This window comes from Pseudomonas sp. N-137 (genome assembly GCF_034555295.1).
Lineage (GTDB): Bacteria > Pseudomonadota > Gammaproteobacteria > Pseudomonadales > Pseudomonadaceae > Aquipseudomonas > Aquipseudomonas rhizophila.
The window spans coordinates 424,189-447,799 of record NZ_JAXUDQ010000010.1; the positions used below are offsets into that span (position 1 = coordinate 424,189).

Sequence of the window (23,611 nt, forward strand, 5' to 3'; positions counted from 1 at the left end):
TCGGGTTGACTGGGTTTAGAAGAGATCAATGATTGATATTTTTAACAACAAAGGTGTTGCATCATGTCGGTACCCCCGCGTGCCGTTCAGCTTAACGAAGCGAACGCGTTCCTTAAGGAACATCCTGAGGTTCTGTACGTTGACCTTCTGATTGCGGATATGAATGGTGTGGTGCGCGGCAAGCGCATTGAACGCACCAGCCTCCACAAGGTTTACGAGAAAGGCATCAACCTGCCGGCCTCTTTATTTGCCCTGGATATCAACGGCTCCACGGTGGAAAGCACCGGCCTGGGCCTGGACATCGGCGACGCTGACCGGATCTGTTATCCAATCCCTGACACCCTGTGCAACGAGCCCTGGCAGAAGCGCCCTACCGCGCAACTGCTAATGACCATGCACGAACTTGAAGGTGACCCTTTCTTCGCCGACCCTCGCGAAGTCCTGCGCCAGGTCGTGACCAAGTTCGATGAGCTGGGCCTGACCATCTGCGCGGCATTCGAACTGGAGTTCTACCTGATCGACCAGGAGAACGTGAATGGACGCCCACAACCGCCCCGCTCGCCGATCTCCGGCAAACGCCCGCACTCGACACAGGTCTACCTGATCGACGACCTCGACGAATACGTCGATTGCCTCCAGGACATTCTGGAGGGAGCCAAGGAGCAAGGCATTCCCGCCGATGCCATCGTCAAGGAAAGTGCCCCGGCGCAGTTCGAAGTGAACCTGCACCACGTGGCCGACCCGATCAAGGCCTGCGACTACGCGGTACTGCTCAAGCGCCTGATCAAGAACATCGCCTACGACCATGAAATGGACACCACCTTCATGGCCAAGCCGTATCCGGGCCAGGCGGGCAATGGCCTGCACGTCCACATTTCGATCCTGGATAAAGATGGCAAGAATATTTTTGCCAGCGAGGATCCCGAGCAGAACGCCGCACTGCGTCACGCGATCGGCGGTGTGCTCGAGACCCTGCCGGCGCAGATGGCTTTCCTCTGCCCGAACGTGAACTCCTACCGTCGTTTCGGCGCACAGTTCTACGTGCCGAACTCGCCGACCTGGGGCCTGGACAACCGCACCGTGGCCCTGCGCGTACCCACCGGCTCCGCCGATGCGGTGCGTCTGGAACACCGCGTGGCCGGCGCCGACGCCAACCCGTATCTGCTGATGGCCGCCGTACTGGCTGGCGTGCACCATGGCCTGGTCAACAAGATCGAGCCCGGTGCGCCGGTGGAAGGCAACAGCTACGAGCAGAACGAGCAAAGCCTGCCGAACAACCTGCGCGATGCCCTGCGCGAGCTGGACGACAGCGAAGTCATGGCCAAGTACATCGATCCGAAATACATCGATATCTTCGTGGCCTGCAAGGAAAGCGAGCTGGAGGAGTTCGAACACTCCATCTCCGACCTTGAGTACAACTGGTACCTGCATACCGTGTAAGCGGGTTGCAGTAAAAAACGCCGCAGGCCTTCGAGGCTGCGGCGTTTTTTTATGCCTTGGGGTGGATGGCCGCCTTCAGCGGATCGCGAGCAGGCTCGCTCCCACAGGGAACTGTGGTGAGCATGATTAACTGACCACCAAAGATCCAATGTGGGAGCGAGCCTGCTCGCGATGACGGCCTTGAAGACAACACTGAACCCGGCTCGTACAATGCCCGGCAGCCCCGCAGGAGACACCGATGACGCGCACCGCCACCCCTCGCAAGCCTCGCGCCCGCAGCCAGGCCCGGATCGACTCGATTCTCGATGCCGCCCGCACGCTGCTCGCTGCCGAAGGCGTGGCCAGCCTGTCGATCTACAGCGTCGCCGAACGCGCCGGGATCCCGCCCTCCTCGGTGTATCACTTCTTCGCCAGCGTCCCGGCCCTGCTGCAAGGGCTGACCGCCGACGTCCACGCGGCCTTTCGCGCCTGCCTGCAAGTGCCGATCGATCATGCGCGACTGAACCACTGGCACGACCTGTCGCGGCAGGTGGAGCAACGCATGCTGACCATCTACAGCCAGGACGCCGCCGCCCGCCAACTGATCCTGGCCCAACATGGCCTGACTGAAGTCATCCAGGCCGACCGTCAGCACGATCTCGAACTCGGCGAATTGTTGCACAAGCTCTTCGCTCGCCATTTCGAACTGCCGGCACTGCCCCATGACGTTGATGTGTTCGCCCTGGCCATGGAACTGGGCGACCGCGTGTACGCGCGCTCGGTGCAGCAACACGGCCAGATCACCCCGCGCATGGCCGAAGAAGGCATGCGGGTGTTCGATGCTTACCTGGGGTTGTATCTGCCGCCGTATTTGCCCAAGCGCTCTGATTGATCGAACGCGGAGCATCCGCAGAGGCGTTAGCACGCAGAGCGTGGGAACGATAAGCCCCGAAGGGCTCATGCCGTCCGGGGCTGTGGGTGAAACATCGCTCACAACTTGGCGATAGACACCTCCGTGGATTTGACGAAGGCGATCACTTCGCTGCCGATCGCCAGCTCCAGCTCCTTGACGGAACGAGTGGTGATGACCGAGGTGACAATACCCGAGGCAGTCTGTACGTCGATTTCCGACAGCACGTCGCCCTCGACGATTTCCTTGATGGTGCCTTTGAACTGGTTGCGTACGTTGATGGCTTTGATAGTCATGGTGTCGATTCCTGTCTGGATGAAGTTATTGCGCCCAACGCAGTTGCGTAGGCAAGGGTGAAATCGGTTCGGGCTCCGGCGGTTGGCCGGGCAAGGACAGCACGCGGTTGAGGACTTCGGTTTCCAGGCTCGCCAGCCGATGAGAGCCGCGAGCCCGTGGGCGTGGCAGGTCGATGGCCAAGTCGAGGCCGATCCGGCCGTCCTCGATCAGGATCACCCGGTCGGCGATGGCCACCGCCTCGCTGACGTCATGGGTCACCAGCAGCACGGTGAAGCCGTGTTGCTGCCACAGGCGCTCGATCAATTGCTGCATCTCGATCCGGGTCAGGGCGTCCAGCGCCCCCAAGGGTTCGTCGAGCAGCAACAGGCGTGGCTGATGAATCAGCGCGCGGGCCAGGGCCACCCGTTGTTTCTGTCCGCCAGACAGCGCCGCCGGCCACTCATGAGCGCGGTCGGCCAAACCGACGGCTTCCAGTGCTTGCAACGCCTGCGGGCGCCAGTTGCCCTTTAGGCCGAGGCCAACGTTGTCGATGATTTTTTTCCAGGGCAGCAAACGCGCCTCCTGGAACATCAACCGCGTGTCCTGTTGTGCGGCACTCAACGGTGCCGAACCCGCCAGTAATTGGCCGTCAGTGGGTTGATCGAGGCCAGCCAGCAAGCGCAGCAAAGTACTTTTGCCGCAGCCGCTGCGCCCGACCACTGCCACGAACTGCCCGGCCGGTATATGCAGGTCAATGTCACGCAGAACCTGGCGCGAACCGAAGTTTTTTTGCAATTTGCGCACGGCCAGCGGGATACCGCGCAGCAAGCGTGGAGGTTGTTGGGCGGTCATGCGGGACCTCCCTTGCTCACTTGATACGCCGGGTGCCAGCGCAGCCAGACCCGCTCAAGCCCGCGGGCGGCAAGGTCGGCCAGTTTGCCGAGCACGGCGTACAGAAGAATCGCCAGGACCACCACGTCGGTCTGCAGGAATTCCCGGGCATTCATCGCCAGATAACCGATGCCGGCACTGGCTGAAATGGTTTCCGCCACGATCAGCGTCAGCCACATGAAGCCCAACGCAAAGCGCACGCCCACCAGGATCGAAGGCAAGGCGCCGGGCAGGATCACTTGGCGAAACAGGCTGAAGCCGGACAAGCCGTAGCTGCGCGACATTTCCACCAGCGCCGGATCGACGTTACGAATCCCGTGGTAGGTGTTGAGATAGATGGGGAACAGCGTGCCCAGCGCCACCAGGAAAATTTTCGCTGACTCATCGATGCCGAACCACAGGATCACCAGCGGAATCAGCGCCAGGTGCGGCACGTTACGCACCATCTGCACCGAGCTGTCCAACAGTCGCTCGCCCCATGTCGACAAACCGGTGATGAAACCCAGGGTCAGGCCGATGCCGCCGCCGATCAGGAAGCCCACCGCTGCGCGCCAACCGCTGATGGCCAAGTGCGTCCAGATTTCGCCGCTGCGCACCAGGTTGACCCCGGCTTCGATGACGGCCACGGGGGCCGGCAGGATCCGCGTGGACAACCAGCCTGCCGATACCGACAGTTGCCACACCGCCAGCAACAGCAGCGGCACCGCCCAGGGCGCCAGGTTGTGGATAATTTTCTTCATGGCCGCCTCAGCTCTGGGACGCGGCTTTGGGAAGAATGTCGTTGGCGACCATTTCACCAAACGGGCTCACATAGCCCTGGCTCTTCGGCAACTCCGGGCGCTCCACGTCCAGGTGTGGGAACAGCAGTTCCGCCACGCGATAGGACTCTTCCAGGTGTGGATAACCGGAGAAGATAAAGGTGTCGATACCAAGGTCGGCGTACTCCTTGACCCGGGCCGCCACGGTCGGGCCATCGCCCACCAACGCCGTTCCGGCGCCGCCGCGCACCAGGCCGACACCGGCCCACAGGTTGGGGCTGACTTCCAACTTGTCGCGTCGGCCGCCATGCAACGCGGCCATACGTTGCTGGCCCACCGAATCGAAACGCGCCAGGGAGGCCTGGGCACGGGCAATGGTGTCGTCGTCCAGGTGGGAGATCAGCCGGTCGGCCGCTCGCCAGGCTTCGGCGTTGGTTTCACGCACGATCACATGCAGGCGGATGCCGAAGCGCACGGTACGGCCAAGCTTCGCGGCCTTGGCCCGCACTTGTTCGATTTTTTGCGCGACGGCTGCGGGCGGCTCACCCCAGGTCAGCACCATTTCCACCTGTTCGGCCGCAAGATCCTGGGCAGCTTCCGACGAGCCGCCGAAATACAGCGGCGGACGCGGTTGCTGAATTGGCGGATAGAGCAGCTTGGCGCCCTTCACACTGATGTGCTCACCGTCATAATCCACGGTTTCGCCTTCCAGCACCCGGCGCCAGATGCGGGTGAATTCCACCGACGCCTGGTAGCGTTGCTCGTGGTCCAGGAACAGGCCGTCGCCAGCCAGTTCGTCCGGGTCGCCGCCGGTCACCAGGTTGAACAGCGCACGTCCACCGGACAACCGGTCGAGCGTCGCGGCCTGGCGCGCCGCCACCGTCGGGGAAATGATCCCGGGGCGCAGGGCGACGAGGAACTTCAGGCGCTGGGTCACCGGAATCAACGAAGCGGCCACTAGCCAGGAGTCCTCGCAGGAACGCCCGGTAGGAATCAGCACACCGCCGAAACCCAGTCGATCCGCCGCCTGGGCTACCTGCTGCAGGTAGCCGTGATCGACGGCGCGGGCGCCTTCAGCAGTGCCAAGGTAATGGCCATCGCCGTGGGTGGGCAGGAACCAGAAAATATTGAGGCTCATGGAGTGGTCTCCTAAGGGATCGAATTACTGCGCTTTCGCAACGGCCGCCGGCGGCGTCCAGATCACGTCCTTGATGCTCAAGGGTTTGGGGATCAATTTGAGCTGGTAGAAGCGGTCAGCGATTTTCTGCTGCGCCGCCACCACGTCCGGCGTGAGGAACAACGCCCCGTAGCCTTGGCGTTTCACCGCCGTCAGGGTGATGTCCGCCGGCAGGCCGAGCAGCGGCGCTACCTGCTGGGTCACCTCTTCAGGGTTGGCCTTGGACCACTCCCCCACCGCGCGCACTTCTTCCACCAGCGTCGTGATGACCTGGGGATTTTTTTGCGCATAGGGTTTGGTGGCGAGGTAGAACTGGTGGTTATCGACGATGCCTTTGCCGTCACGCAGGGTGCGTGCCTGCAACTGTTGCTCAGCGGCCGCCTGATACGGATCCCAGATCACCCAGGCGTCCACGCTGCCACGTTCGAACGCCGCACGGGCATCGGCCGGTGGTAGGAAAACGGTCTGGATATCGGCGTACTTGAGGCCTGCATCTTCGAGTGCCCGGACCAGCAGGTAGTGGACGTTGGAGCCTTTGTTCAGCGCGACTTTCTTGCCCTTGAGGTCCTGCACCGACTGGATGGGCGAGCCCTTGGGCACCAGGATCGCCTCGCTGTCAGGCGCGGGCGGCTCGTAAGCCACATAAAGCAGGTCAGCGCCGGCCGCCTGGGCGAATACCGGAGGGGTTTCGCCGGTCACACCAAAATCGATGGAGCCGACGTTCAAGCCTTCAAGCAGTTGGGGGCCGCCGGGAAACTCGGTCCATTGCACGTCCACGCCCTGGGCGGCGAGGCGCTTTTCCAAAGTACCCTTGGCCTTGAGCAGCACCAACGTGCCGTATTTTTGGTAACCGATCCGAAGGGTCTCGGCTTGAGCCTGGGTGATGGCGCCGAAGGACACAGCCGCAGCAAACAGAGCGACCAGCCCGCGACGCAAAATGACAGTGCGCATGGCGCCTCTCCTTTTGCTGTGGGGTTTTGGCTGCACCTGCTTGGCCGTTGGCGGCTGAGTAAGGTGGAGTTGAATCAGTGATGTATCGGGTCAGATGCTCCAGCGAGCACTCAATAGGCGTTCATTCAATACGCTGGGGTCCAGCGGCTTTGGCCGGCGAGCCATGGCGCTGTAGAACTGCTCCAGCGCTTCGCTCAGGCGCGCTTGCAGGGCCGGGGCCAACTGCGCCTGGGCACTGCCTTCGCCATAAGCGATCTGGCTGTCTTCGGCGAAAATCCCATGGAGCATTTCCTGGGCCTTGAGCGCCGACAGCACCGGCTTGAGGGCGTAATCCACCGCCAGCATATGGGCGATGCTGCCGCCCGTGGCCATGGGCAATACCACCTTATGGGCCAGGGCACGTTCCGGCAGAAGGTCCAGCACTGTCTTCAATGCACCGGAAAAAGACGCCTTGTAGACCGGCGTGGCGATCAACAGCCCGTCGGCGTTTTCGATCTGGGCGAGCAGGTCCACCACCTTGGGGCTGCCGAAGCGGGCATGGAGCAAATCCTCGGCGGGAAAATCCCGCACCTGATAGCTCACCACTTCCACCCCCTGTTGCTGCAACCAACGTTGTGAGCGCTCCAGCAGCACTCCTGAACGGGAGCGCTGGCTAGGACTGCCGCCGAGCGAGACAACCAACATACCAACCATTCCTTAACTGTCACGTGCGATGCGCAGTGGGCGATCTCGCGGGATGGAGCAAACCATAACAGCCGGTTTATATATCTTTAAATCATATTTTTTCATTTGTTTATTCGATAAAGAGATATAAACATCAAGACGTAAAAAAGGCCGTCGGAACGGCCAAAACCCTTAGTGCACAGAGATCCTCTTTGTGGGAGCGAGCCGCTCGCGATGGCGGCGGATCTGCCGGCGGCGATGTCGACTGATAGACCACTATCGCGAGCAGGCTCGCTCCCACAGGTTCAGGTTTTGCGTCAGCGATTGGGCTGCGGAGTGAGGCGCAGATAAGGTTTTACCGCGCGGTAACCCTTGGGAAAGCGCTGCTTGAGTTCTTCCTCATCCTTGAGCGATGGCACGATTACCACTTCATCGCCATCCTGCCAATTGGCCGGTGTCGCCACCTTGTAGTTGTCGGTCAATTGCAACGAATCGATGACCCGCAGGATTTCATTGAAGTTGCGCCCGGTGCTGGCCGGGTACGTGATGGTCAGGCGGATTTTTTTGTTCGGGTCGATCACGAACAGGGAGCGCACGGTCAGGGTGTCACTGGCGTTGGGGTGGATCAGGTCATACAGGTCTGACACCTTGCGGTCGGCGTCGGCCAGGATCGGGAAATTGACCACCGCATTCTGAGTTTCGTTGATGTCCTCGATCCACTTGTGGTGCGAGTCCACCGGGTCTACCGAGAGAGCAATGGCCTTGACTCCACGTTTGGCGAACTCGTCCTTGAGCTTGGCGGTCAGGCCCAGTTCGGTGGTGCACACCGGTGTGAAATCCGCCGGATGGGAAAACAGCACTCCCCAGCTATCGCCGAGCCACTCGTGGAAGCGAATCTTGCCGGCGCTGGAATCCTGTTCGAAATCGGGGGCGATGTCGCCGAGTCTGAGGCTCATGGTGCGGCTCCTGATGGTTTTTGTGAGCCCAAACTGTGCACCGGTTTTGATTGCTTTAAAAAGAATCAATATCCATTTATCTAGATCAATAGCGAATATAAAAAACTGTTCACTGGCGGCTTCGGGCCTAGCCGCTCATGATTATTTCCGAGGTTTCGAGAAGGCCTCGAGTTGCTGAAAGAGGAGAAGGTTCGGAGAAGGCTACAGGGGTGGGCCTGATCCGAAGACGCAAAGGCCCCGCCCGGCGTATTGCCGGGCGGGGCTTTTTTTGTTTTGTACCCACACTGCGGAAATTATTGACGCGATTTCAGGACGAGCGGCTAGGATAGGCAGCATGAACATTCAAGCCTTGCTGACTCATCTGCAAAACCATCTTCCTGGACTGCTGGCGGTTTACCTGTTCGGTAGCCATGCACAGGGCACCGCCGGGCCTGACAGTGATGTCGATATTGCCGTGCTTTTGTCCGGCGAAGTCGATCCTGTGTCGTTGTGGCAGCTTTCAGGTGACTTGGCGGATATCGCGGGCAGTCCGGTGGATCTGATTGATTTACGCGGGGCAACAACCGTCATGCAATACCAGATCGTGACCCGAGGCCAGAGGCTCTGGGCCAGAGACGTACAGGCGGGTTTGTTCGAGTGTTTTATCCTCAGCGAAAAAACCGCTCTCGATGAGGCTCGGGCGGGATTGCTCAAGGATATTCAGGAAGAAGGCAGCGTGTATGGCCGATGACGTACTGATCAACAAAGCCGCGAGTATCGAGCGTTGCGTCGCCAGGGTACGGGAGGAGTACGAGAAAGATCCCGCTACGTTTGCCACCGATTTCACTCGCCAGGATTCGGCAGTCCTGAACATCCAGCGTGCGTGTGAAGCGGCACTGGATATGGGACAGCATTTGATTCGACGTGAGCGATTGGGTGTCCCGCAAAGTGCCCGCGATACATTCGAGTTGCTTTTTCAAGGAGGCTGGGTGGAAGAAGGTCTGGTGAAAAACCTGAAGAACATGGTGGGTTTCAGGAATATCGCCGTGCATGACTACCAAGCCCTGCAATTGCCGATCATGGTTGCGATCATTACCGGGCATCTGGACGATTTTCTGGCATTCAGTGCTTTCATCCTGCGTAAAGATGCGACGGAGTCTGCACGATAGCGAAGGGACCGCAAAAAGATCCTCCCGCCTCCCCAGAAACGCAAAAGCCCCGCCCGGCGTGCTGCCGGGCGGGGCTTATTTACTTCGCTACGTCTTACATGAAGTTGTAAGTGTAGTTGAAGATCAGGCGAGTCTGATCCTGGTCGTTGATACCAGTGCTGCTGCCACGGTAGGTGCCGTGACGCAGGGTAGTGCCAAACCCTTTCAGAGGGCCTTGCTGGACAACGTAGTCCAGGCGCATGTCGCGTTCCCACTCGGACGTTTCGCTTCCACCGGTGGAGGATTTGATGTCATCACCGTGCAGATAAGCAATTGCAGCCTTCAAGCCCGGAACGCCTACTGCGGTGAAGTCATACGAATATTGACCGAAGGTAGTGTTCTCACCGGCGCGGACAAACTGGTGGATCATGCTGTCGGTGAACAAGTAGAAGCTCGAACCACCGGCCCCTTCAAAACCACCGGCGTCGCTGCGCAGACTGCCTTGGTTCAGGTAGACGAAGCCACCGTCATCGCCGACTTGCTGGTGACCCAACAGGAAGGCACTGCCGCCGAGGGTGTAAGTGAACATCGCGCTCCAGGTCTTGTTATCGACCTCGCCCGGGGTCTTGGCGTAACCGTTGTTGTTGTTGAATTGATAGCCCGCGTCGCCGTTACGGCCATCCGAGCTGCTGTCGAAGTAACGCAGGTCAGTCTTGAACGACTGGCCTTCGCTGATCGGGAAAACGTGTACCGCGCCCAGGAAGTGCTGTTTGTAGAAATCCTGCAGGTTGGCGTAGTAGTACTGCAGGGTCAGGTCCTTGGTGACTTTCCAGTCGGCACCGCCATAACGGAACTGGTTGCTTTCCTCAGTAGCGCCGTTCACTGACAAGCCGGTGCTGTTAGTCCCCGCGCGGCCAACGGCGTGTTCCAGCTGACCGGCGTTGAAGGTCACACCGTCGATTTCCTTAGAGGTGATGGTGCCACCCTCAAAGGTTTGCGGCAGCAGACGACCATCACTAGCGATCAGGATCGGCAGGTTAGGTGCCAGTGCGCCACCTACGTGAGCCTCGGTCTTCGAGAAAAGCGCCTTTACGTTACCCGACAGACGACTCCAGTTATCCACAGCCGATCCGTTGGTCTCGCTTGGAACAAAGGAGTTGTTATCCGGGTGATGACCTTTGCCGCCATCAAGATGAATACCGACCAGCGCCTGGGCATCAATACCAAACCCAACGACACCTTGAGTGAAGCCAGACTTGTAGTCGAACTTCAGGCCAGTAGCGGTTTCACGCTGGTCGGCACCGCCTTCGCGGTTATCGTTATTGAAATACAACGTACGAGAACTGACAGACGCCTTGCTGTCCTCGATAAAACCCGCGGCGCCTGCCTGCTGCGCCAGAACCCCAACGGCCACAGCCAGGGCCAAGGTGGACTTGTTCATGCTTCGCTCCTCTCGTTTTCTAATTCTTGTGTGCCTTTGGTTCCGGGTCGAACGCCCGGAATCCGCGGATGCGTGATTAGCGCCAGACCGTGACTGGCAAGTCAATCGTAAGCATTTGTGATTACGACCATCGTCTAACCCCGCGACATCGGCCCGCAGAATAATGGTTTGTTTATAAATCTAAAAAGAATTGTTTCATAAGTTTTCAGCTCATTTGGAAATATCACCGCCATCAAAGCGTCATCCAACCGTGACATGGCATATCGGCCAGTCTGTGAATTACTGAATGTTTTTATTGATAGCGGTCCTGCACTGTGGCGATCCTGGAAACGCGGCGGGGCTCCCAAGCACTCCAAATGCAGCACTCATGGACAAAACAGCGTAGCTGCGATCTTGATGGATTCCAGCCGGACGGATCATTGTCTGGAATCAAGAAGGTCGCAGCTACGCGGTTCACTCCGATGTGCGGCTCACCCCCTGGCAGGACGCCTAGAGGGCTTTTTCGAAGATTTTCGAGTTGCGCTGATAGTTGTACAGCGATGCCCGCGCCGCTGGCAGGCGCTCGACACTGCTGGGCTCAAAGCCCCGCTCGCGGAACCAATGGGCCGTACGGGTGGTGAGTACGAAGAGCGTCTTGAGCCCTTTGGCCCGAGCCCGGGTTTCGATCCGCTCCAGCAGCTCATCGCCACGACCGCCGTGGCGGTATTCCGGATTCACCGCCAGGCACGCCAGCTCCCCGGCATCCGAATCGGCGATCTGATAAAGCGCCGCGCAGGCGATGATCATGCCTTCGCGTTCGACCACGCTGAACTGCTCAATCTCACGCTCCAGCACTTCGCGGGAACGACGCACCAGAATCCCCTGTTCTTCCAGCGGGCTGATCAGGTCCAGCAAACCGCCGACATCCTCGATGGCCGCTTCGCGCACCACCTCGAATTGTTCCTGGGCCACCAGCGTACCGCTGCCATCGCGGGTAAACAGTTCGGCCAGCAACGCACCGTCTTCGACGTAGCTGACGATATGACTGCGCGCCACACCGCCGCGACAGGCCTGGGCCGCCGCATCCAGCAGCTCGGCCTGATAGTCGCTGCCCAGCCGTTGCATGTGGGCCGGGACCTGTTGCGGGCGCAACTCGCGCACTAAACGACCGTCTTCGCCGATCAGCCCCTGCTCGGCACCGAACAGCAGCAGTTTGTCGGCTGCCAGGTCGATGGCCGCCCGGGTCGCCACGTCTTCGCAGGCGAGGTTGAAAATCTCCCCGGTCGGCGAATAGCCCAATGGTGACAGCAGGACGATGGAGCGTTCGTCCAGCAGGCGATTGATGCCCTTGCGATCGACCCGACGGACTTCGCCGGTGTGGTGATAATCCACGCCTTCCAGTACGCCGATGGGCCGTGCCGTCACCAGGTTGCCGCTGGCGACCCGCAGGCGCGAACCCTGCATCGGCGAGGACGCCATGTCCATCGACAGGCGCGCTTCAATGGCGATGCGCAGCTGGCCGACAGCGTCGATCACGCATTCCAGAGTTGCAGCGTCGGTGATGCGCATACCGTGGTGGTAATGGGGCGTCAGGCCCCGCGCGGCGAGGCGGGTTTCGATCTGTGGACGCGAACCATGAACCAGCACCAGGCGCACGCCAAGGCTGTGCAGCAGCACCAGGTCGTGGACGATGTTGCCGAAGTTCGGATGCTCCACACCATCGCCGGGCAGCATGACGATGAAGGTGCAATCGCGGTGGGCGTTGATGTAGGGCGAAGCGTGACGAAGCCAATTGACGTATTCGGGCATGAACCTGGGCCTGTAAATAAATAGCAGCCGAAAAAAGACGAAACGGAACGCACAGCGGGCTGATGGTTATCGTCGGAACAGGCTTGGCGACACGCGCGCTCTCCTCATGAATACGGGCCCGGATGTGGGCAATTTAGCCGGCCATGGCCGGTGTCAGGCAGTAATGTTCGATCAGTTGCCGCAATAGCTGCACGGTAGGTTGCAAACGTGACATTTCAAGGTACTCGCCCGGTTGGTGGGCACAGGCGATATCGCCGGGGCCAAGTACCAGGGTTTCGCAGCCAAGACGCTGAAGATAAGGCGCTTCGGTGCCAAACGCCACTGCTTCGGCACGATGGCCGGTGAGTCGCTCGGCCACTCGCACCAGTTCGCAGTCTTCGGCCTGCTCGAAGGGGGGCACTTCGGGGAACAGCGGTGCGTAGTCGATCTTGACTTTATGGCGCTCGGCGATGGGATTGAGCTTCTGCTGGATCGCCGCCCGCAAGACATTCGGGTCCATGCCGGGCAATGGCCGCAGATCGAACTCCATGGAGCACTGGCCGCAAATCCGGTTGGGGTTGTCGCCGCCGTGGATGCAGCCGAAATTCAGGGTTGGCTGTGGCACGGTGAATTGCGGGTTACGAAATTCGCGCTGCCATTGCAGGCGCAGGCCACGCAACTCGCCCATAGCGTCGTGCATCGCTTCAAGGGCGCTGTGACCCAGGCTCGGGTCGGAGGAATGACCACTGCGCCCGAGAATGTCGATGCGCTCCATCATGATGCCTTTGTGCATCCGAATCGGCTTGAGGCCGGTCGGCTCGCCGATCACCGCCGCACGCCCCAACGGCCTTCCGGCATCGGCCAGGGCACGGGCGCCGGCCATGGAGCTTTCTTCGTCGCAAGTGGCCAGGATCAGCAAGGGCTGCTTGAACGGTTGCTCCAGCAAGGGCTTGACCGCTTCGATGGCGAGGGCGAAAAAACCCTTCATGTCGCAACTGCCCAGGCCAACCCAACGGCCATCGACCTCGGTGAGCTTCAGCGGATCGGTCTGCCACAACTGGCCGTCGAACGGCACCGTGTCGCTGTGCCCGGCCAGTACCAGGCCTCCGGGACCGCTGCCGAAACTGGCCAGCAAATTGAACTTGCCGGGGCTGACCTGCTGGATATCGCAGGAGAACCCCAGATCGGCGAGCCAACCCGCCAGCAGCTCGATCACGGCACTGTTGGACTGGTCCAGCCCAGGTTGGGTACAACTGACCGAAGGCGCGGCGATCAGGGCAGCGAACTGATCTTTCAGGGTGGGCAAAGGCATCGCTGGCTCCGGACTTACAAATTGATGTCCATCATAGAACCATCTTGCGCGAGTGTCCTGTCTCACCAAAAAGGAACAGTATTGGTGAGACAGGACACTCCCATAAACCGCCGCGGCGCGTAGAACGGATGAGTCCTGTACACTGCACGGCCTTGGCAGCCACACCTTCCCCCGGCTGCGCACCCGATCCCTGGATTTTCCGGCCATGCAGAAAGAAACCGAAATCAAACTCCGCGTCAGCCGCGAGACCCTGGCAGCCTTGCGCGAGCACCCATTGCTCAAGAAACGCAACAAAAGCGGCTGGGAACGCCACGAACTGATGAACCAGTATTTCGACACGCCAGAGCGTGACCTGGCTGGGGCCAAGGTCGCCCTGCGCCTGCGTCGCGACGGCGAAGAGGTGATCCAGACCCTCAAGACTCGCGGCCAGAGCATCGCCGGCCTGTCCGAGCGCAACGAGTACGACTGGCACCTGCCCAAAGCCAAGCTCGACCTGAAGAAACTCGATGGCGAATGCTGGCCAGAGGCGTTGGCCGAACTGGACAAGAAAACCCTCAAGGCCATCTTCACCACCGATTTCGTGCGTGAACGCGCGGAAATCGCCTGGGGCCGCGGCAAAAGCAAAGTGGTCATCGAGGCCGCGCTGGACCTGGGCCACGTCGTGGTCGGCAAGCAGAAGGAAGAAATCTGCGAGCTGGAGCTGGAATTGCGCGAAGGTGAACCCGCTGCCCTGCTGGAACTGGCCGCCGAGCTGGCCGCGACCCTGCCCTTGATGCCGTGTGATATCAGCAAGGCCGAGCGTGGTTATCGCCTGCACGATGCGAACAGCTATGCCCTGAGTCTGCCGGCCCCGCAATTGACCGGCGAGATGCCACTCGATGATGCCTTTGCCGCGCTGAGCTGGCATTTGCTGGGCAGCAGCCAGCGTCTGGCCGAACAGTATCGTTTTAACGGCCACTGGCGCCTGCTGCAGGATTGGGTGGAAAACCTGGCCGAATTGCGCGCCCTGCTCAGCAGCCTCGGCCAGGCCGCACCACGCCAATCGACGCATGACTTGCGCGTCGCCCTGGACGCACTGCTGGAAGACTGGCGCCCGTTGGTCCAGGCCGGCCTGGATGACGAAGACGTGCGCAAGGCCGCGCCGGAACAGTTCCTTGAAGAGCTGCAAGACCCGCGCTGGGGCCAATTCTCCCTCAACACCTCACGCTGGCTGCTGGCCCGCAGCTGGGCTGCCGAGCGCAACACCCGCGGCAATCGCCAGGGTGCCGCCCAACTGGCTAGCTGGCTGCCGCGCCTGCTGGGCGAAGAGTCCTCGTCGCTGCAACTGCAACGCTATCAGCAACAGCCGGAAGACCTGGCCGAACAGCTGCCGCGCATTGAACGCATCCAGGCCTGGCTGCACCACGCTCGCCATGTGCTGGAAATCCCGGAGATGGACCGCCTCTACGGTGAGCTGAACAAACTGGCGCAACTGGCCAACGAACCGATTACCGAAGAAGCCCTGGAAGCGCGCAAGCAACAGGCGATCGCGGTTTATCAGAATCGGGCCTGGAAGACTTTGCTGCGCCTGTAACATCGCCATCGCGAGCAGGCTCGCTCCCACAATGGATCTTCGGCGAACAGAGATCCCATGTGGGAGCGAGCCTGCTCGCGATGGGGGCCAGCACAAACACCGCAAAAACAAGCTCAGCGCACCACCGGCAAACTCGTCGTCGATTTGATCTCCGACAGCGCCACAATCGAGTTCACTTCCTGGATCCCCGGCACCATCGACAGCTTTTCGAAGAAGAAGCGTTCATACGCCTCGATGTCCGCCGTGACGATGCGCAGCAGGAAATCCACCGACCCCATCAGCACGTAGCATTCCAGCACCTCGGGAAAGCCGCGAATGGCTTCGGTGAACTCGGTGAAGTTCGAACGTCCGTGCGCGTTGAGTTTGATTTCGGCGAATATCTGCGTGTTGAGGCCGATTTTCTTGCGATCGAGCAAGGTCACCTGACCGCGAATAATCCCCTCCTCCTTCATCCGTTGAATCCGCCGCCAGCAGGGTGATTGGGACAAGCCCACCTGTTCGGCGATCTGCGCGCTGGACAGCGAAGCATCCTCTTGGAGCAGCGCCAGGATCCTGCGGTCGTAGCCGTCCAACTCTCCGTGCATAAATAAACCTCTTCTAGGCTTAATCCAGAATCATACGATTCACCGGATCTGAATAATCATTCATATTAGATAAGAAATACCCCGTCGCGCATGTAAACATTTCTCCACATCCCCGGAGACCGTCCATGCCCCCTCTCGAAGCCGTCACCTCCAACCGACCCGATGTCTGGCACGCCCAGAATCGCCATTGTCGCGCCCACTACCATCTGCGGGCCGAAGCCGAACCGGATCTGCTGTGCCGGGCGCTGAATCTGTTTGCCTTGCAAGGCCTGACACCCCGGCAGGTCCACGTCGAACGCGACGACGATCTGCTGTCGATGGAGATCCTCATGGACGGGTTGAGCTGGCACCGTGCCCAAGTGCTCGCTGAAAAATTACGTAACCTGATCAGCGTGTGCTCCGTGGACCTGCAAGACGCTGACAGTGCGCGCCTTGAGCCGGCCCAGGCGGCAGGCTGAACGGCTGCCGGCAAGAATTCGAAACGCATTGGTCGGGTAGTGGCCCAACGGTCCATAGTGTCGGGACTATTCTTTTGCAGACCGAGCGAGGACGCCGAAGCGTCTGTATCGCGGCTTTGCTGCAATTGTCCAATAGGAACCCGCATGTCCACCAAACACGCCACTCAGGACCGCTGGCTGGACCTCAATGATCTGCTGCGCCAATTGGTCGCCCAGGGCTTCATCAGCCAGGACTGCGCCGAAACCGCACTCAATGCGCGCCGGCGCCATAGCGCCAGCGCCCAGCTGCACCCACTGGAGTTCATCGCCAACCAGCATCTGGACGATCTCAGCCGCCCCGGCAAGCGCCTGGACCTGGAAAGCCTGACCCTCTGGCTGTCGCAACAGGCCGGCCAGCCCTACCTGCGCATCGACCCGCTGAAAATCAACGTGGCGGCCGTCACGCCGCTGATGTCCTACGCCTTTGCCCAGCGCCACAAGATTCTCGCGGTGGCTGTGGACCGCGACGCGGTCACGGTGGCCAGCGCCCAGCCTTACGTCAGCAGTTGGGAAGCGGACCTGACCCATGTACTCAAGCTGCCGATCCAGAGGGTCGTTGCCAACCCGGTGGATATCCAGCGCCTGAGCGTGGAGTTCTATCGCCTGGCCAAATCGGTCAGCGGCGCCACTACGGTCGACCAGCAACCGAGCAACCTGAGCAACTTCGAACAACTGCTCAACCTGGGCGCCAGCGATCAGGAGCCGGACGCCAACGACGCCCATATCGTCAACATTGTCGACTGGCTGTTCCAATACGCCTTCCAGCAACGTGCCAGCGATATCCACATCGAACCGCGTCGCGAGCAGGGCACGGTGCGCTTTCGCATCGACGGGGTGCTGCACACCGTCTATCAGTTCCCGCCGCAGGTGACGATGGCGATCATCAGTCGCCTCAAGAGCCTGGGGCGGATGAACGTCGCGGAAAAGCGCAAGCCCCAGGACGGTCGGGTCAAGACCAAGACTCCGGACGGTGGCGAAGTGGAATTACGCCTGTCGACGCTGCCCACGGCGTTTGGCGAAAAAATGGTCATGCGGATCTTCGATCCCGAAGTACTGCTCAAGGACTTCGACCAGCTCGGCTTCTCCGCCGATGACCTGCGCCGCTGGCAAGACATGACCCGTCAGCCCAACGGCATCATCCTGGTGACCGGCCCCACCGGTTCGGGCAAGACCACCACCCTCTACACCACCCTCAAGAAGCTGGCGACGCCAGAGGTAAACCTTTGCACCATCGAGGACCCGATTGAAATGGTCGAGGCGTCCTTCAACCAGATGCAGGTGCAGCACAACATCGACCTGACCTTCGCCGCCGGCGTGCGTGCGTTGATGCGGCAAGACCCGGACATCATCATGATCGGCGAGATCCGCGATCTGGAAACCGCTGAAATGGCGATCCAGGCGGCGCTCACCGGACACCTCGTCCTCTCGACCCTGCACACCAACGATGCACCGAGCGCCATCAGTCGCTTGCTGGAGCTAGGCGTGCCCCATTACCTGATCAAGGCCACGGTGCTCGGCGTCATGGCCCAGCGCCTGGTACGCACGCTGTGCCCGCACTGCAAGGCCCCTCTGACCCTGGATGAAGACGATTGGCAGACCCTGACACGCCCCTGGCAGGCCCCGTTGCCGGCCAATGCCCAACAGGCCGTCGGCTGCCTGGAATGCCGTGACACCGGCTATCGCGGCCGCGCCGGGGTTTACGAAATCATGCAACTGACCGACAGCGTCAAAGGCTTGATTCACCCCGACACCGACCTGCTGGCGGTGCGTCGCCAGGCATTCAAGGAAGGGATGCGCAGCTTGCGGTTATCGGGCGCACAAAAAGTCGCCGCAGGGCTGACGACCGTTGAGGAAGTCCTGCGCGTGACCCCGCAGAGCGAGCAGAAGTAGCTGTGGGGAGAGGCTGTGGGAGCAAGGCTTGCCCGCGATGAAAATGACGCGGTCTCCCAAGGAAGCATGGCGCCTGCATCGCGAGCAAGCTTTGCTCCCACTGAGTGATGACAATGGCCGTTTGCCCTACACTCAGGGCGCGCAAGTCATTTTCAATCAGAACAGGGAACAGTCATGCAGATCGGTAGCGTACTTTTACTTTTTATCGGCCTCGTGGTCGCCATCCTATTCATGGGCTTCAAGGTCGTGCCCCAGGGCTACCAATGGACTGTCGAGCGGTTCGGCCGCTACACCAACACCCTCAAGCCCGGCTTGAACATCATCATCCCAGTGATGGATCGCATCGGCCGCAAGATCAATGTCATGGAAAGCGTACTGGACATCCCACCTCAGGAAGTCATTACCGCCGACAACGCCACGGTACAGATCGACGCAGTGTGCTTCTTCCAAGTGGTCAATACCGCCCAGGCTGCGTACGAGGTCAACAACCTCGAGCACGCGATCCGCAATCTGCTGCAAACCAATATCCGCACCGTGTTGGGGTCCATGGAGCTGGACGCGATGCTGAGCCAGCGTGATGGCATCAATGAAAAACTGCTGCGCACTGTCGATGAAGCTACAGCACCGTGGGGCATCAAGATCACCCGGATCGAGATCAAGGACATCAGCCCACCGGCCGACCTGATGGCCGCCATGTCAGGGCAGATGAAAGCCGAACGCATCAAGCGTGCCCAAATCCTGGAAGCCGAGGGCTTGCGAGCGTCGGCGATTCTCACCGCAGAGGGCAAGAAGCAGGCGCAAATCCTCGAGGCAGAGGGCAGCCGCCAGGCCGCGTTCCTGGAGTCCGAGGCCCGCGAGCGTCAAGCGCAAGCCGAAGCGCTGGCCACCCAGGTGGTATCCCAGGCAATCGCAGACGGCAACGTCCAGGCCGTGAACTACTTCGTCGCGCAAAAATACATTGATGCGCTGGGCCGCCTGGCGTCGGCCAACAACAGCAAAGTGATCCTGATGCCGCTGGAAGCCAGTCAGGTCATCGGAGCGGTTGGTGGCATCGGTGAGATCGTCAAGGCCACCTTCGACAGCAAGAAAGCCTGAGGCGCCAATATGTGGGTGTTCCTGCAACAACTATCGTACTGGGACTGGCTGGCGCTGGGCGTCATCCTGCTGATCCTCGAAGTGTTTGGCGCCGGCGGCTACCTACTGTGGATCGGCATAGCCGCCGCCGCGGTCGGCGTGCTCACGTTCATCCTGCCGCAGATGCCGTGGGAAATGCAGTTCCTGTTGTTCGGCCTTTTCGCCATCGCGACAGCACTGTACTGGTGGCGACGCCAGCGCAGCGCAGTACGCCAAAGCGATCAACCACTCCTGAACCTGCGCGGGCAGGAACTGATCGGCAAGGTCTTTCAGATTCATGAAGCGATTATCGATGGACGCGGCAAGATCAAGGTGGCGGACAGTGTCTGGCTGGCCAAGGGGCCCGAGTCGCCCGTGGGCACGCGGGTCAGGGTGGTGGCACAGGAAGGCGCGGTGCTGCTGGTAGAACGGGCTGACTGAGACGTCATGGAACTCAATCGAGGAGTTGGTTATCCAAAGTCATAGTTAACCCAGTGGAGTCACCTATCATGCGTCTCAAACTTGCTGTCGCGACCTTGGCCTTGCTTGCTCTTCCTGTCGGCTCGGCAATGGCCGACACGTTTTGGCGTAACGTCATCTCGTCCGGTGCAACCACCGGTTCCACCTACCTGACTTTCAAGGATAACAAGCTGATCGTCGCCGCTCAGGACGACGCCGGCAGCTTCGTTGCCAGCGACGGCGGTATCCGTGGTCCATACCTGGAAGCTGCGATGCAGAAAGTCCGTGCCGACAACCCGGGCTTGCAGGCCACCGACATGGAGCTGGCCAACGCGATCCTGGCGAAAAACGCCGTCGCCCAGGACTGATTCCAGACCGATAAAAAATGCCGCTCGATTGAGCGGCATTTTTTTGCCTGGCAATTCTCTCCAAGGCACTTAAAACCTGTGGGAGCGAGCCTGCTCGCGATGGCGGTGGATCAGTGGCAACCATATTGACTGACCCACAGCCATCGCGAGCAGGCTCGCTCCCACAGGTTTGTTGCTTATTCGCCGATAGCGGCCTTGTAGCCTGCTGCATCAAGCAGCTTGTCCAGCTCGGCCTTGTCGCTTGGCTTGAGCTTGAAGATCCATGCACCGTAGGGATCGGAGTTCAGCAGTTCCGGTGAACCGCCCACGTCTTCGTTGATTGCGATCACTTCGCCACTGATCGGCGAGTAGATGTCGGAAGCGGCTTTTACCGACTCCACCACACCGGCCTGGTCACCCGCGGAATAAACCTTACCGACCTCGGTCAGTTCGACAAACACCACATCACCCAGAGCTTCCTGCGCATGATCGCTGATGCCCACGGTGACGGTACCGTCAGCTTCCAGGCGCGCCCACTCGTGGCTTTCGGCAAAATGCAAATCGGTAGGGATAAAACTCATACTCTGTGTCCTCAAGAGAAGTGTCAGCGGCCAGCGGCCCGCCGCAAAAGGTTAGATCAGGGTTTTGCCATGGCGGACGAAGGTCGGCTTGACCACTCGTACCGGGTACCACTTACCACGAATTTCTACCTCGGCACGATCGGCGGTGGCCATCGGAACGCGTGCCAAGGCAATTGACTTGCTAAGCGTAGGAGAAAAACTACCACTGGTGATCTCCCCTTCGCCAACATCGGCGATGCGGACCACCTGATGAGCGCGCAGAACGCCGCGTTCTTCCAGCACCAGGCCCACCAGTTTTTGCTGTACACCGCCGGCCAGCTCGGCTTCCAGAGCACTGCGCCCGATGAACTGACGGCTCGCCGGTTCCCAGGCGATGCTCCAGGCCATGTTCGAGGCCAGCGGAGAAACGTCCTGGTGGATGTCCTGGCCATACAGGTTCATGCCAGCTTCCAGGCGCAAGGTATCGCGAGCGCCAAGGCCGATGGGAGAAATGCCGGCGCCCACCAGATCATTGAAAAAACTCGGGGCTTCGTGGGCAGGCAGGACGATTTCCAGGCCATCTTCGCCAGTGTAGCCGGTACGGGCGATGAACCAGTCACCGTCGGCACGGCCTTCGAAAGGCTTGAGTTGCTGGATCAGTTGGCCGCGCGATTGCGAAACCAGTTCGGCAATCTTGTGCCGGGCCTGGGGGCCCTGGATCGCCAGCATTGCCAGTTCGGGGCGTTCAAGCAGGTGCACATCGTATTCACCAAGCTGTGCCTGCATCCAGGCCAGGTCCTGATCGCGGGTCGAGGCGTTGAAGACCAGCCGATAGCCGTGCTCGACCCGATAAATGATCATGTCGTCGACTATGCCGCCGCGCTCGTTAAGCATGGTGCTGTACAAGGCACGTCCCGTGTCCTGCAAGCGATCGACATCGTTGGCCAGCAAGCGCTGCAACCAGACCTTGGCCTGGGGACCGGCGACATCGATAACGGTCATGTGGGATACATCGAACACACCGCAGTCGCGACGCACCTGATGGTGCTCCTCAACCTGCGAGCCGTAATGCAAAGGCATATCCCAACCGCCAAAATCGACCATCTTCGCGCCGAGGGCGAGATGAAGGTCATACAGAGGCGTACGCTGTCCCATGGGTGTCTCCTTCCGGGATTGGCGAAGGTGCGGACGAGCACTGCACAGCGTGAACGCCAAAAACGTTTTCAGACGCTATCAGTTGCCCGGTCCGACAGACGGACCGCACCGAATGCCGCGCATTGTAGCCGCATGATGTAGGACTGACACCTAGCTGTTTCGATGGGCCGAGCGTCGTATCAATCCGATGACCGGCAACAACCCCACCAGCACCAGGGTCAGCGCCGGTAACGCGGCCCGGGCCCACTCCCCTTCACTGGTCATTTCAAAGATCCGCACCGCCAGCGTGTCCCAGCCAAACGGGCGCATCAGCAGGGTCGCGGGCATTTCCTTGAGCACATCGACGAACACCAGCAACGCCGCACTCAAGGTGCCCGGCAACAGCAACGGCAGATACACTTTGAAAAACAGTCGCGGCCCACTGACCCCAAGGCTGCGTGCTGCCTCAGGCAAAGAAGGACGGATTCGCGCGAGGCTGCTTTCCAGTGGACCGTAGGCCACGGCCAAAAAGCGCACCAGATAGGCCAGCAGCAGGGCCGACAGGCTGCCCAACAGCAACGGTTTGCCGGCACCGCCAAGTAGCGTTGACAGGGGGATGACCAGTTCGCGGTCCAGATAGCTGAAGGCAAGCATGATCGATACCGCCAGCACCGAACCGGGCAAGGCGTAGCCCAGGTTCGCCAGGCCAACACCGGCGCGAATGGGACGGGTCGGCGCCAGACGCCGAGCGAAGGCCAACAGCAAGGCGACGCAAACGGTGACCAGTGCCGCCAGCCCACCCAGATAGAGGGTATGGACGATCAGCCCGGCATAACGCTCATCCAGATCGAACCGGCCACGCTGCCAGAACCACACCAGCAGTTGCAGCATCGGAATAACAAATGCGCAGGCAAACACCAGGGCGCACCAGCCGCTGGCCGCCACCGCCTTGAGACCGCGCAAGTGATAAAGCGCCTTGACCCGGGGTCGCTCGTTGCTCGCCCGCTGGGCGCCTCGGGCGCGGCGTTCGCCGTAAAGCACCAGCATCACCGCCAGCAGCAACAGGCTGGCCAGTTGCGCGGCGCTGGAGAGGCTGAAGAAGCCGTACCAGGTTTTGTAGATGGCCGTGGTGAAGGTGTCGAAGTTGAACACCGACACCGCGCCGAAATCCGCCAGGGTTTCCATCAACGCCAGCGCCACGCCGGCACCAATGGCCGGTCGGGCCACCGGCAACGCCACTCGCCAGAACGCCTGCCACGGCGACTGCCCGAGCACCCGGGCCGCTTCCATCAATCCCTTGCCTTGGGCCAGGAACGCACTTCGCGCCAGCAAATAAACGTAAGGGTAAAAGACCAGGACCAGCACCAGGATCACTCCGCCGGTGGAGCGTACCCGGGGCAGGCGCAGGTTGCTGCCGAACCATTCGCGCATCAATGTCTGCACTGGACCGGCAAAGTCCAGCAGGCCCACGAAGACAAACGCCAGCACGTAGGCCGGAATCGCAAACGGCAACATTAACGCCCAGTCGAGCCAGCGTCGCCCGGGGAACTCACACAGGCTGGTGAGCCAGGCAAGGCTGACGCCCAGCAACGTTACACCGACACCCACACCGACAATCAGCGTCAGGGTGTTGCCCAACAAGCGTGGCATCTGGGTATCCCACAGGTGGGACCAGATTTGCTGATCGATGTTTTGCCAGGACAGCAGCAGGACGCTCAAGGGCAACAGCACCAGCGCGGCGATAGCAAAAACCAGAGGGTACCAGCGGCGTTGGACGGGGTGGGTCAAGGGGGAATCTCGGGGCAG

24 protein-coding genes are annotated in these 23,611 nt (G+C 60.5%); 10 read left to right on the plus strand and 14 right to left on the minus strand.

Annotation, left to right across the window (positions count from 1 at the left end; translation table 11 throughout):
- Positions 1-63 precede the first annotated feature (63 nt).
- Together T3A99_RS11450 and T3A99_RS11455 are read left to right on the plus strand one after the other, a co-directional pair.
- A complete protein-coding gene (locus T3A99_RS11450; RefSeq protein ID WP_047226058.1) occupies positions 64-1,440 on the plus strand; it encodes a glutamine synthetase family protein in 1,377 nt (458 codons plus the stop codon).
- Positions 1,441-1,678: 238 nt separating this feature from the next.
- A complete protein-coding gene (locus T3A99_RS11455; RefSeq protein WP_047226059.1) occupies positions 1,679-2,311 on the plus strand; it encodes a TetR/AcrR family transcriptional regulator in 633 nt (210 codons plus the stop codon).
- A gap of 98 nt (positions 2,312-2,409) precedes the next feature.
- Here the strand turns inward: T3A99_RS11455 and T3A99_RS11460 are convergent, their stop codons facing one another.
- The 7 genes from T3A99_RS11460 to T3A99_RS11490 all read right to left on the minus strand — a co-directional run bounded on the left by T3A99_RS11460 (position 2,410) and on the right by T3A99_RS11490 (position 8,001).
- Positions 2,410-2,625, minus strand: a complete 216-nt coding sequence (locus T3A99_RS11460; protein WP_003177394.1) for a TOBE domain-containing protein — start codon at positions 2,623-2,625, stop codon at positions 2,410-2,412.
- 25 nt (positions 2,626-2,650) lie between these two features.
- A complete protein-coding gene (ssuB, locus tag T3A99_RS11465; RefSeq protein ID WP_107321383.1) occupies positions 2,651-3,457 on the minus strand; it encodes an aliphatic sulfonates ABC transporter ATP-binding protein in 807 nt (268 codons plus the stop codon).
- Complete coding sequence (ssuC, locus tag T3A99_RS11470) at positions 3,454-4,236, minus strand: aliphatic sulfonate ABC transporter permease SsuC (RefSeq protein WP_107321382.1); 783 nt, start codon at positions 4,234-4,236, stop codon at positions 3,454-3,456. The genes ssuB and ssuC overlap by 4 nt, the downstream gene beginning before the upstream one ends.
- A 7-nt stretch (positions 4,237-4,243) precedes the next feature.
- The gene (gene ssuD, locus T3A99_RS11475) at positions 4,244-5,392 is read right to left on the minus strand and encodes an FMNH2-dependent alkanesulfonate monooxygenase (protein WP_160893856.1); all 1,149 of its coding nucleotides are present in this window, start codon (positions 5,390-5,392) and stop codon (positions 4,244-4,246) included.
- 24 nt (positions 5,393-5,416) lie between these two features.
- Complete coding sequence (locus T3A99_RS11480; protein WP_047226063.1) at positions 5,417-6,382, minus strand: sulfonate ABC transporter substrate-binding protein; 966 nt, start codon at positions 6,380-6,382, stop codon at positions 5,417-5,419.
- 90 nt (positions 6,383-6,472) lie between these two features.
- Positions 6,473-7,066, minus strand: coding sequence for an NADPH-dependent FMN reductase (ssuE, locus tag T3A99_RS11485; RefSeq protein ID WP_047226064.1), 594 nt, complete (start codon positions 7,064-7,066; stop codon positions 6,473-6,475).
- 296 nt (positions 7,067-7,362) lie between these two features.
- Positions 7,363-8,001 (minus strand): peroxiredoxin, encoded by a 639-nt coding sequence (locus T3A99_RS11490; RefSeq protein ID WP_003206652.1) that lies wholly within the window; start codon positions 7,999-8,001, stop codon positions 7,363-7,365.
- A 334-nt stretch (positions 8,002-8,335) separates the two neighbouring features.
- On the opposite strand from T3A99_RS11490, the gene mntA reads away from it, so the two are divergent.
- Positions 8,336-8,731 (plus strand): type VII toxin-antitoxin system MntA family adenylyltransferase antitoxin, encoded by a 396-nt coding sequence (mntA, locus tag T3A99_RS11495; RefSeq protein ID WP_188251425.1) that lies wholly within the window; start codon positions 8,336-8,338, stop codon positions 8,729-8,731.
- A complete protein-coding gene (gene hepT / locus T3A99_RS11500; protein WP_139048917.1) occupies positions 8,721-9,149 on the plus strand; it encodes a type VII toxin-antitoxin system HepT family RNase toxin in 429 nt (142 codons plus the stop codon). The genes mntA and hepT overlap by 11 nt, the downstream gene beginning before the upstream one ends.
- 94 nt (positions 9,150-9,243) lie before the next feature.
- On the opposite strand, the gene T3A99_RS11505 is transcribed toward hepT, so the two are convergent.
- The 3 genes from T3A99_RS11505 to argE all read right to left on the minus strand — a co-directional run bounded on the left by T3A99_RS11505 (position 9,244) and on the right by argE (position 13,648).
- Positions 9,244-10,569 carry an OprD family outer membrane porin gene (locus tag T3A99_RS11505; RefSeq protein WP_322834315.1) on the minus strand — a complete coding sequence of 442 codons (1,326 nt, stop codon included), beginning with the start codon at positions 10,567-10,569 and terminating at the stop codon, positions 9,244-9,246.
- 489 nt (positions 10,570-11,058) lie between these two features.
- Entirely contained in the window at positions 11,059-12,357 is a 1,299-nt protein-coding gene (argA, locus tag T3A99_RS11510) for an amino-acid N-acetyltransferase (protein WP_047226067.1), read from the minus strand.
- A 133-nt stretch (positions 12,358-12,490) separates the two neighbouring features.
- Positions 12,491-13,648, minus strand: coding sequence for an acetylornithine deacetylase (argE, locus tag T3A99_RS11515; protein ID WP_305467101.1), 1,158 nt, complete (start codon positions 13,646-13,648; stop codon positions 12,491-12,493).
- Positions 13,649-13,853: 205 nt separating this feature from the next.
- Between argE and T3A99_RS11520 the strand changes: the two genes are divergently transcribed.
- Positions 13,854-15,221: an inorganic triphosphatase gene (locus T3A99_RS11520; RefSeq protein WP_047226069.1), complete on the plus strand. Its 1,368-nt coding sequence runs from the start codon at positions 13,854-13,856 to the stop codon at positions 15,219-15,221.
- Between the two features lie 113 nt (positions 15,222-15,334).
- Here T3A99_RS11520 and T3A99_RS11525 read toward each other — a convergent pair whose 3' ends face one another.
- A complete protein-coding gene (locus T3A99_RS11525; protein ID WP_047226070.1) occupies positions 15,335-15,805 on the minus strand; it encodes an Lrp/AsnC family transcriptional regulator in 471 nt (156 codons plus the stop codon).
- Positions 15,806-15,930: 125 nt separating this feature from the next.
- On the opposite strand from T3A99_RS11525, the gene T3A99_RS11530 reads away from it, so the two are divergent.
- The 5 genes from T3A99_RS11530 (at position 15,931) to T3A99_RS11550 (ending at position 20,132) form a co-directional block, all read left to right on the plus strand.
- Positions 15,931-16,263 (plus strand): hypothetical protein, encoded by a 333-nt coding sequence (locus tag T3A99_RS11530; RefSeq protein ID WP_047226071.1) that lies wholly within the window; start codon positions 15,931-15,933, stop codon positions 16,261-16,263.
- A gap of 144 nt (positions 16,264-16,407) precedes the next feature.
- On the plus strand, positions 16,408-18,192 hold the full coding sequence (locus T3A99_RS11535) for a GspE/PulE family protein (protein ID WP_047226072.1): 1,785 nt from the start codon (positions 16,408-16,410) through the stop codon (positions 18,190-18,192).
- Between the two features lie 174 nt (positions 18,193-18,366).
- Positions 18,367-19,287, plus strand: a complete 921-nt coding sequence (locus T3A99_RS11540) for an SPFH domain-containing protein (RefSeq protein ID WP_047226073.1) — start codon at positions 18,367-18,369, stop codon at positions 19,285-19,287.
- A 9-nt stretch (positions 19,288-19,296) separates the two neighbouring features.
- Positions 19,297-19,746, plus strand: a complete 450-nt coding sequence (locus tag T3A99_RS11545; protein ID WP_047226074.1) for an NfeD family protein — start codon at positions 19,297-19,299, stop codon at positions 19,744-19,746.
- A gap of 65 nt (positions 19,747-19,811) precedes the next feature.
- The gene (locus tag T3A99_RS11550) at positions 19,812-20,132 is read left to right on the plus strand and encodes a DUF2388 domain-containing protein (protein WP_171061308.1); all 321 of its coding nucleotides are present in this window, start codon (positions 19,812-19,814) and stop codon (positions 20,130-20,132) included.
- Between the two features lie 176 nt (positions 20,133-20,308).
- Here the strand turns inward: T3A99_RS11550 and gcvH are convergent, their stop codons facing one another.
- The 3 genes from gcvH to T3A99_RS11565 form a co-directional block, all read right to left on the minus strand.
- Positions 20,309-20,692 carry a glycine cleavage system protein GcvH gene (gene gcvH / locus T3A99_RS11555; protein ID WP_047226076.1) on the minus strand — a complete coding sequence of 128 codons (384 nt, stop codon included), beginning with the start codon at positions 20,690-20,692 and terminating at the stop codon, positions 20,309-20,311.
- A 51-nt stretch (positions 20,693-20,743) separates the two neighbouring features.
- Complete coding sequence (gene gcvT / locus T3A99_RS11560) at positions 20,744-21,826, minus strand: glycine cleavage system aminomethyltransferase GcvT (RefSeq protein ID WP_047226077.1); 1,083 nt, start codon at positions 21,824-21,826, stop codon at positions 20,744-20,746.
- A gap of 150 nt (positions 21,827-21,976) precedes the next feature.
- Positions 21,977-23,593, minus strand: coding sequence for an ABC transporter permease (locus T3A99_RS11565; RefSeq protein WP_047226078.1), 1,617 nt, complete (start codon positions 23,591-23,593; stop codon positions 21,977-21,979).
- Positions 23,594-23,611: the final 18 nt, after the last annotated feature.

Bases quoted from the DNA above. Each gene is read 5' to 3' on its own strand.
- ssuD (WP_160893856.1), bottom strand. From the start codon at position 5,392: ATGAGCCTCAATATTTTCTGGTTCCTGCCCACCCACGGCGATGGCCAT.
- T3A99_RS11535 (WP_047226072.1), top strand. From the start codon at position 16,408: ATGTCCACCAAACACGCCACTCAGGACCGCTGGCTGGACCTCAATGAT.
- T3A99_RS11525 (WP_047226070.1), bottom strand. From the start codon at position 15,805: ATGCACGGAGAGTTGGACGGCTACGACCGCAGGATCCTGGCGCTGCTC.
- T3A99_RS11530 (WP_047226071.1), top strand. From the start codon at position 15,931: ATGCCCCCTCTCGAAGCCGTCACCTCCAACCGACCCGATGTCTGGCAC.
- T3A99_RS11520 (WP_047226069.1), top strand. From the start codon at position 13,854: ATGCAGAAAGAAACCGAAATCAAACTCCGCGTCAGCCGCGAGACCCTG.
- ssuE (WP_047226064.1), bottom strand. From the start codon at position 7,066: ATGTTGGTTGTCTCGCTCGGCGGCAGTCCTAGCCAGCGCTCCCGTTCA.
- T3A99_RS11545 (WP_047226074.1), top strand. From the start codon at position 19,297: ATGTGGGTGTTCCTGCAACAACTATCGTACTGGGACTGGCTGGCGCTG.
- hepT (WP_139048917.1), top strand. From the start codon at position 8,721: ATGGCCGATGACGTACTGATCAACAAAGCCGCGAGTATCGAGCGTTGC.
- argA (WP_047226067.1), bottom strand. From the start codon at position 12,357: ATGCCCGAATACGTCAATTGGCTTCGTCACGCTTCGCCCTACATCAAC.
- T3A99_RS11480 (WP_047226063.1), bottom strand. From the start codon at position 6,382: ATGCGCACTGTCATTTTGCGTCGCGGGCTGGTCGCTCTGTTTGCTGCG.
- gcvH (WP_047226076.1), bottom strand. From the start codon at position 20,692: ATGAGTTTTATCCCTACCGATTTGCATTTTGCCGAAAGCCACGAGTGG.
- T3A99_RS11540 (WP_047226073.1), top strand. From the start codon at position 18,367: ATGCAGATCGGTAGCGTACTTTTACTTTTTATCGGCCTCGTGGTCGCC.
- T3A99_RS11455 (WP_047226059.1), top strand. From the start codon at position 1,679: ATGACGCGCACCGCCACCCCTCGCAAGCCTCGCGCCCGCAGCCAGGCC.
- mntA (WP_188251425.1), top strand. From the start codon at position 8,336: ATGAACATTCAAGCCTTGCTGACTCATCTGCAAAACCATCTTCCTGGA.
- ssuB (WP_107321383.1), bottom strand. From the start codon at position 3,457: ATGACCGCCCAACAACCTCCACGCTTGCTGCGCGGTATCCCGCTGGCC.
- T3A99_RS11460 (WP_003177394.1), bottom strand. From the start codon at position 2,625: ATGACTATCAAAGCCATCAACGTACGCAACCAGTTCAAAGGCACCATC.
- argE (WP_305467101.1), bottom strand. From the start codon at position 13,648: ATGCCTTTGCCCACCCTGAAAGATCAGTTCGCTGCCCTGATCGCCGCG.
- gcvT (WP_047226077.1), bottom strand. From the start codon at position 21,826: ATGGGACAGCGTACGCCTCTGTATGACCTTCATCTCGCCCTCGGCGCG.
- T3A99_RS11490 (WP_003206652.1), bottom strand. From the start codon at position 8,001: ATGAGCCTCAGACTCGGCGACATCGCCCCCGATTTCGAACAGGATTCC.
- T3A99_RS11505 (WP_322834315.1), bottom strand. From the start codon at position 10,569: ATGAACAAGTCCACCTTGGCCCTGGCTGTGGCCGTTGGGGTTCTGGCG.
- T3A99_RS11450 (WP_047226058.1), top strand. From the start codon at position 64: ATGTCGGTACCCCCGCGTGCCGTTCAGCTTAACGAAGCGAACGCGTTC.
- ssuC (WP_107321382.1), bottom strand. From the start codon at position 4,236: ATGAAGAAAATTATCCACAACCTGGCGCCCTGGGCGGTGCCGCTGCTG.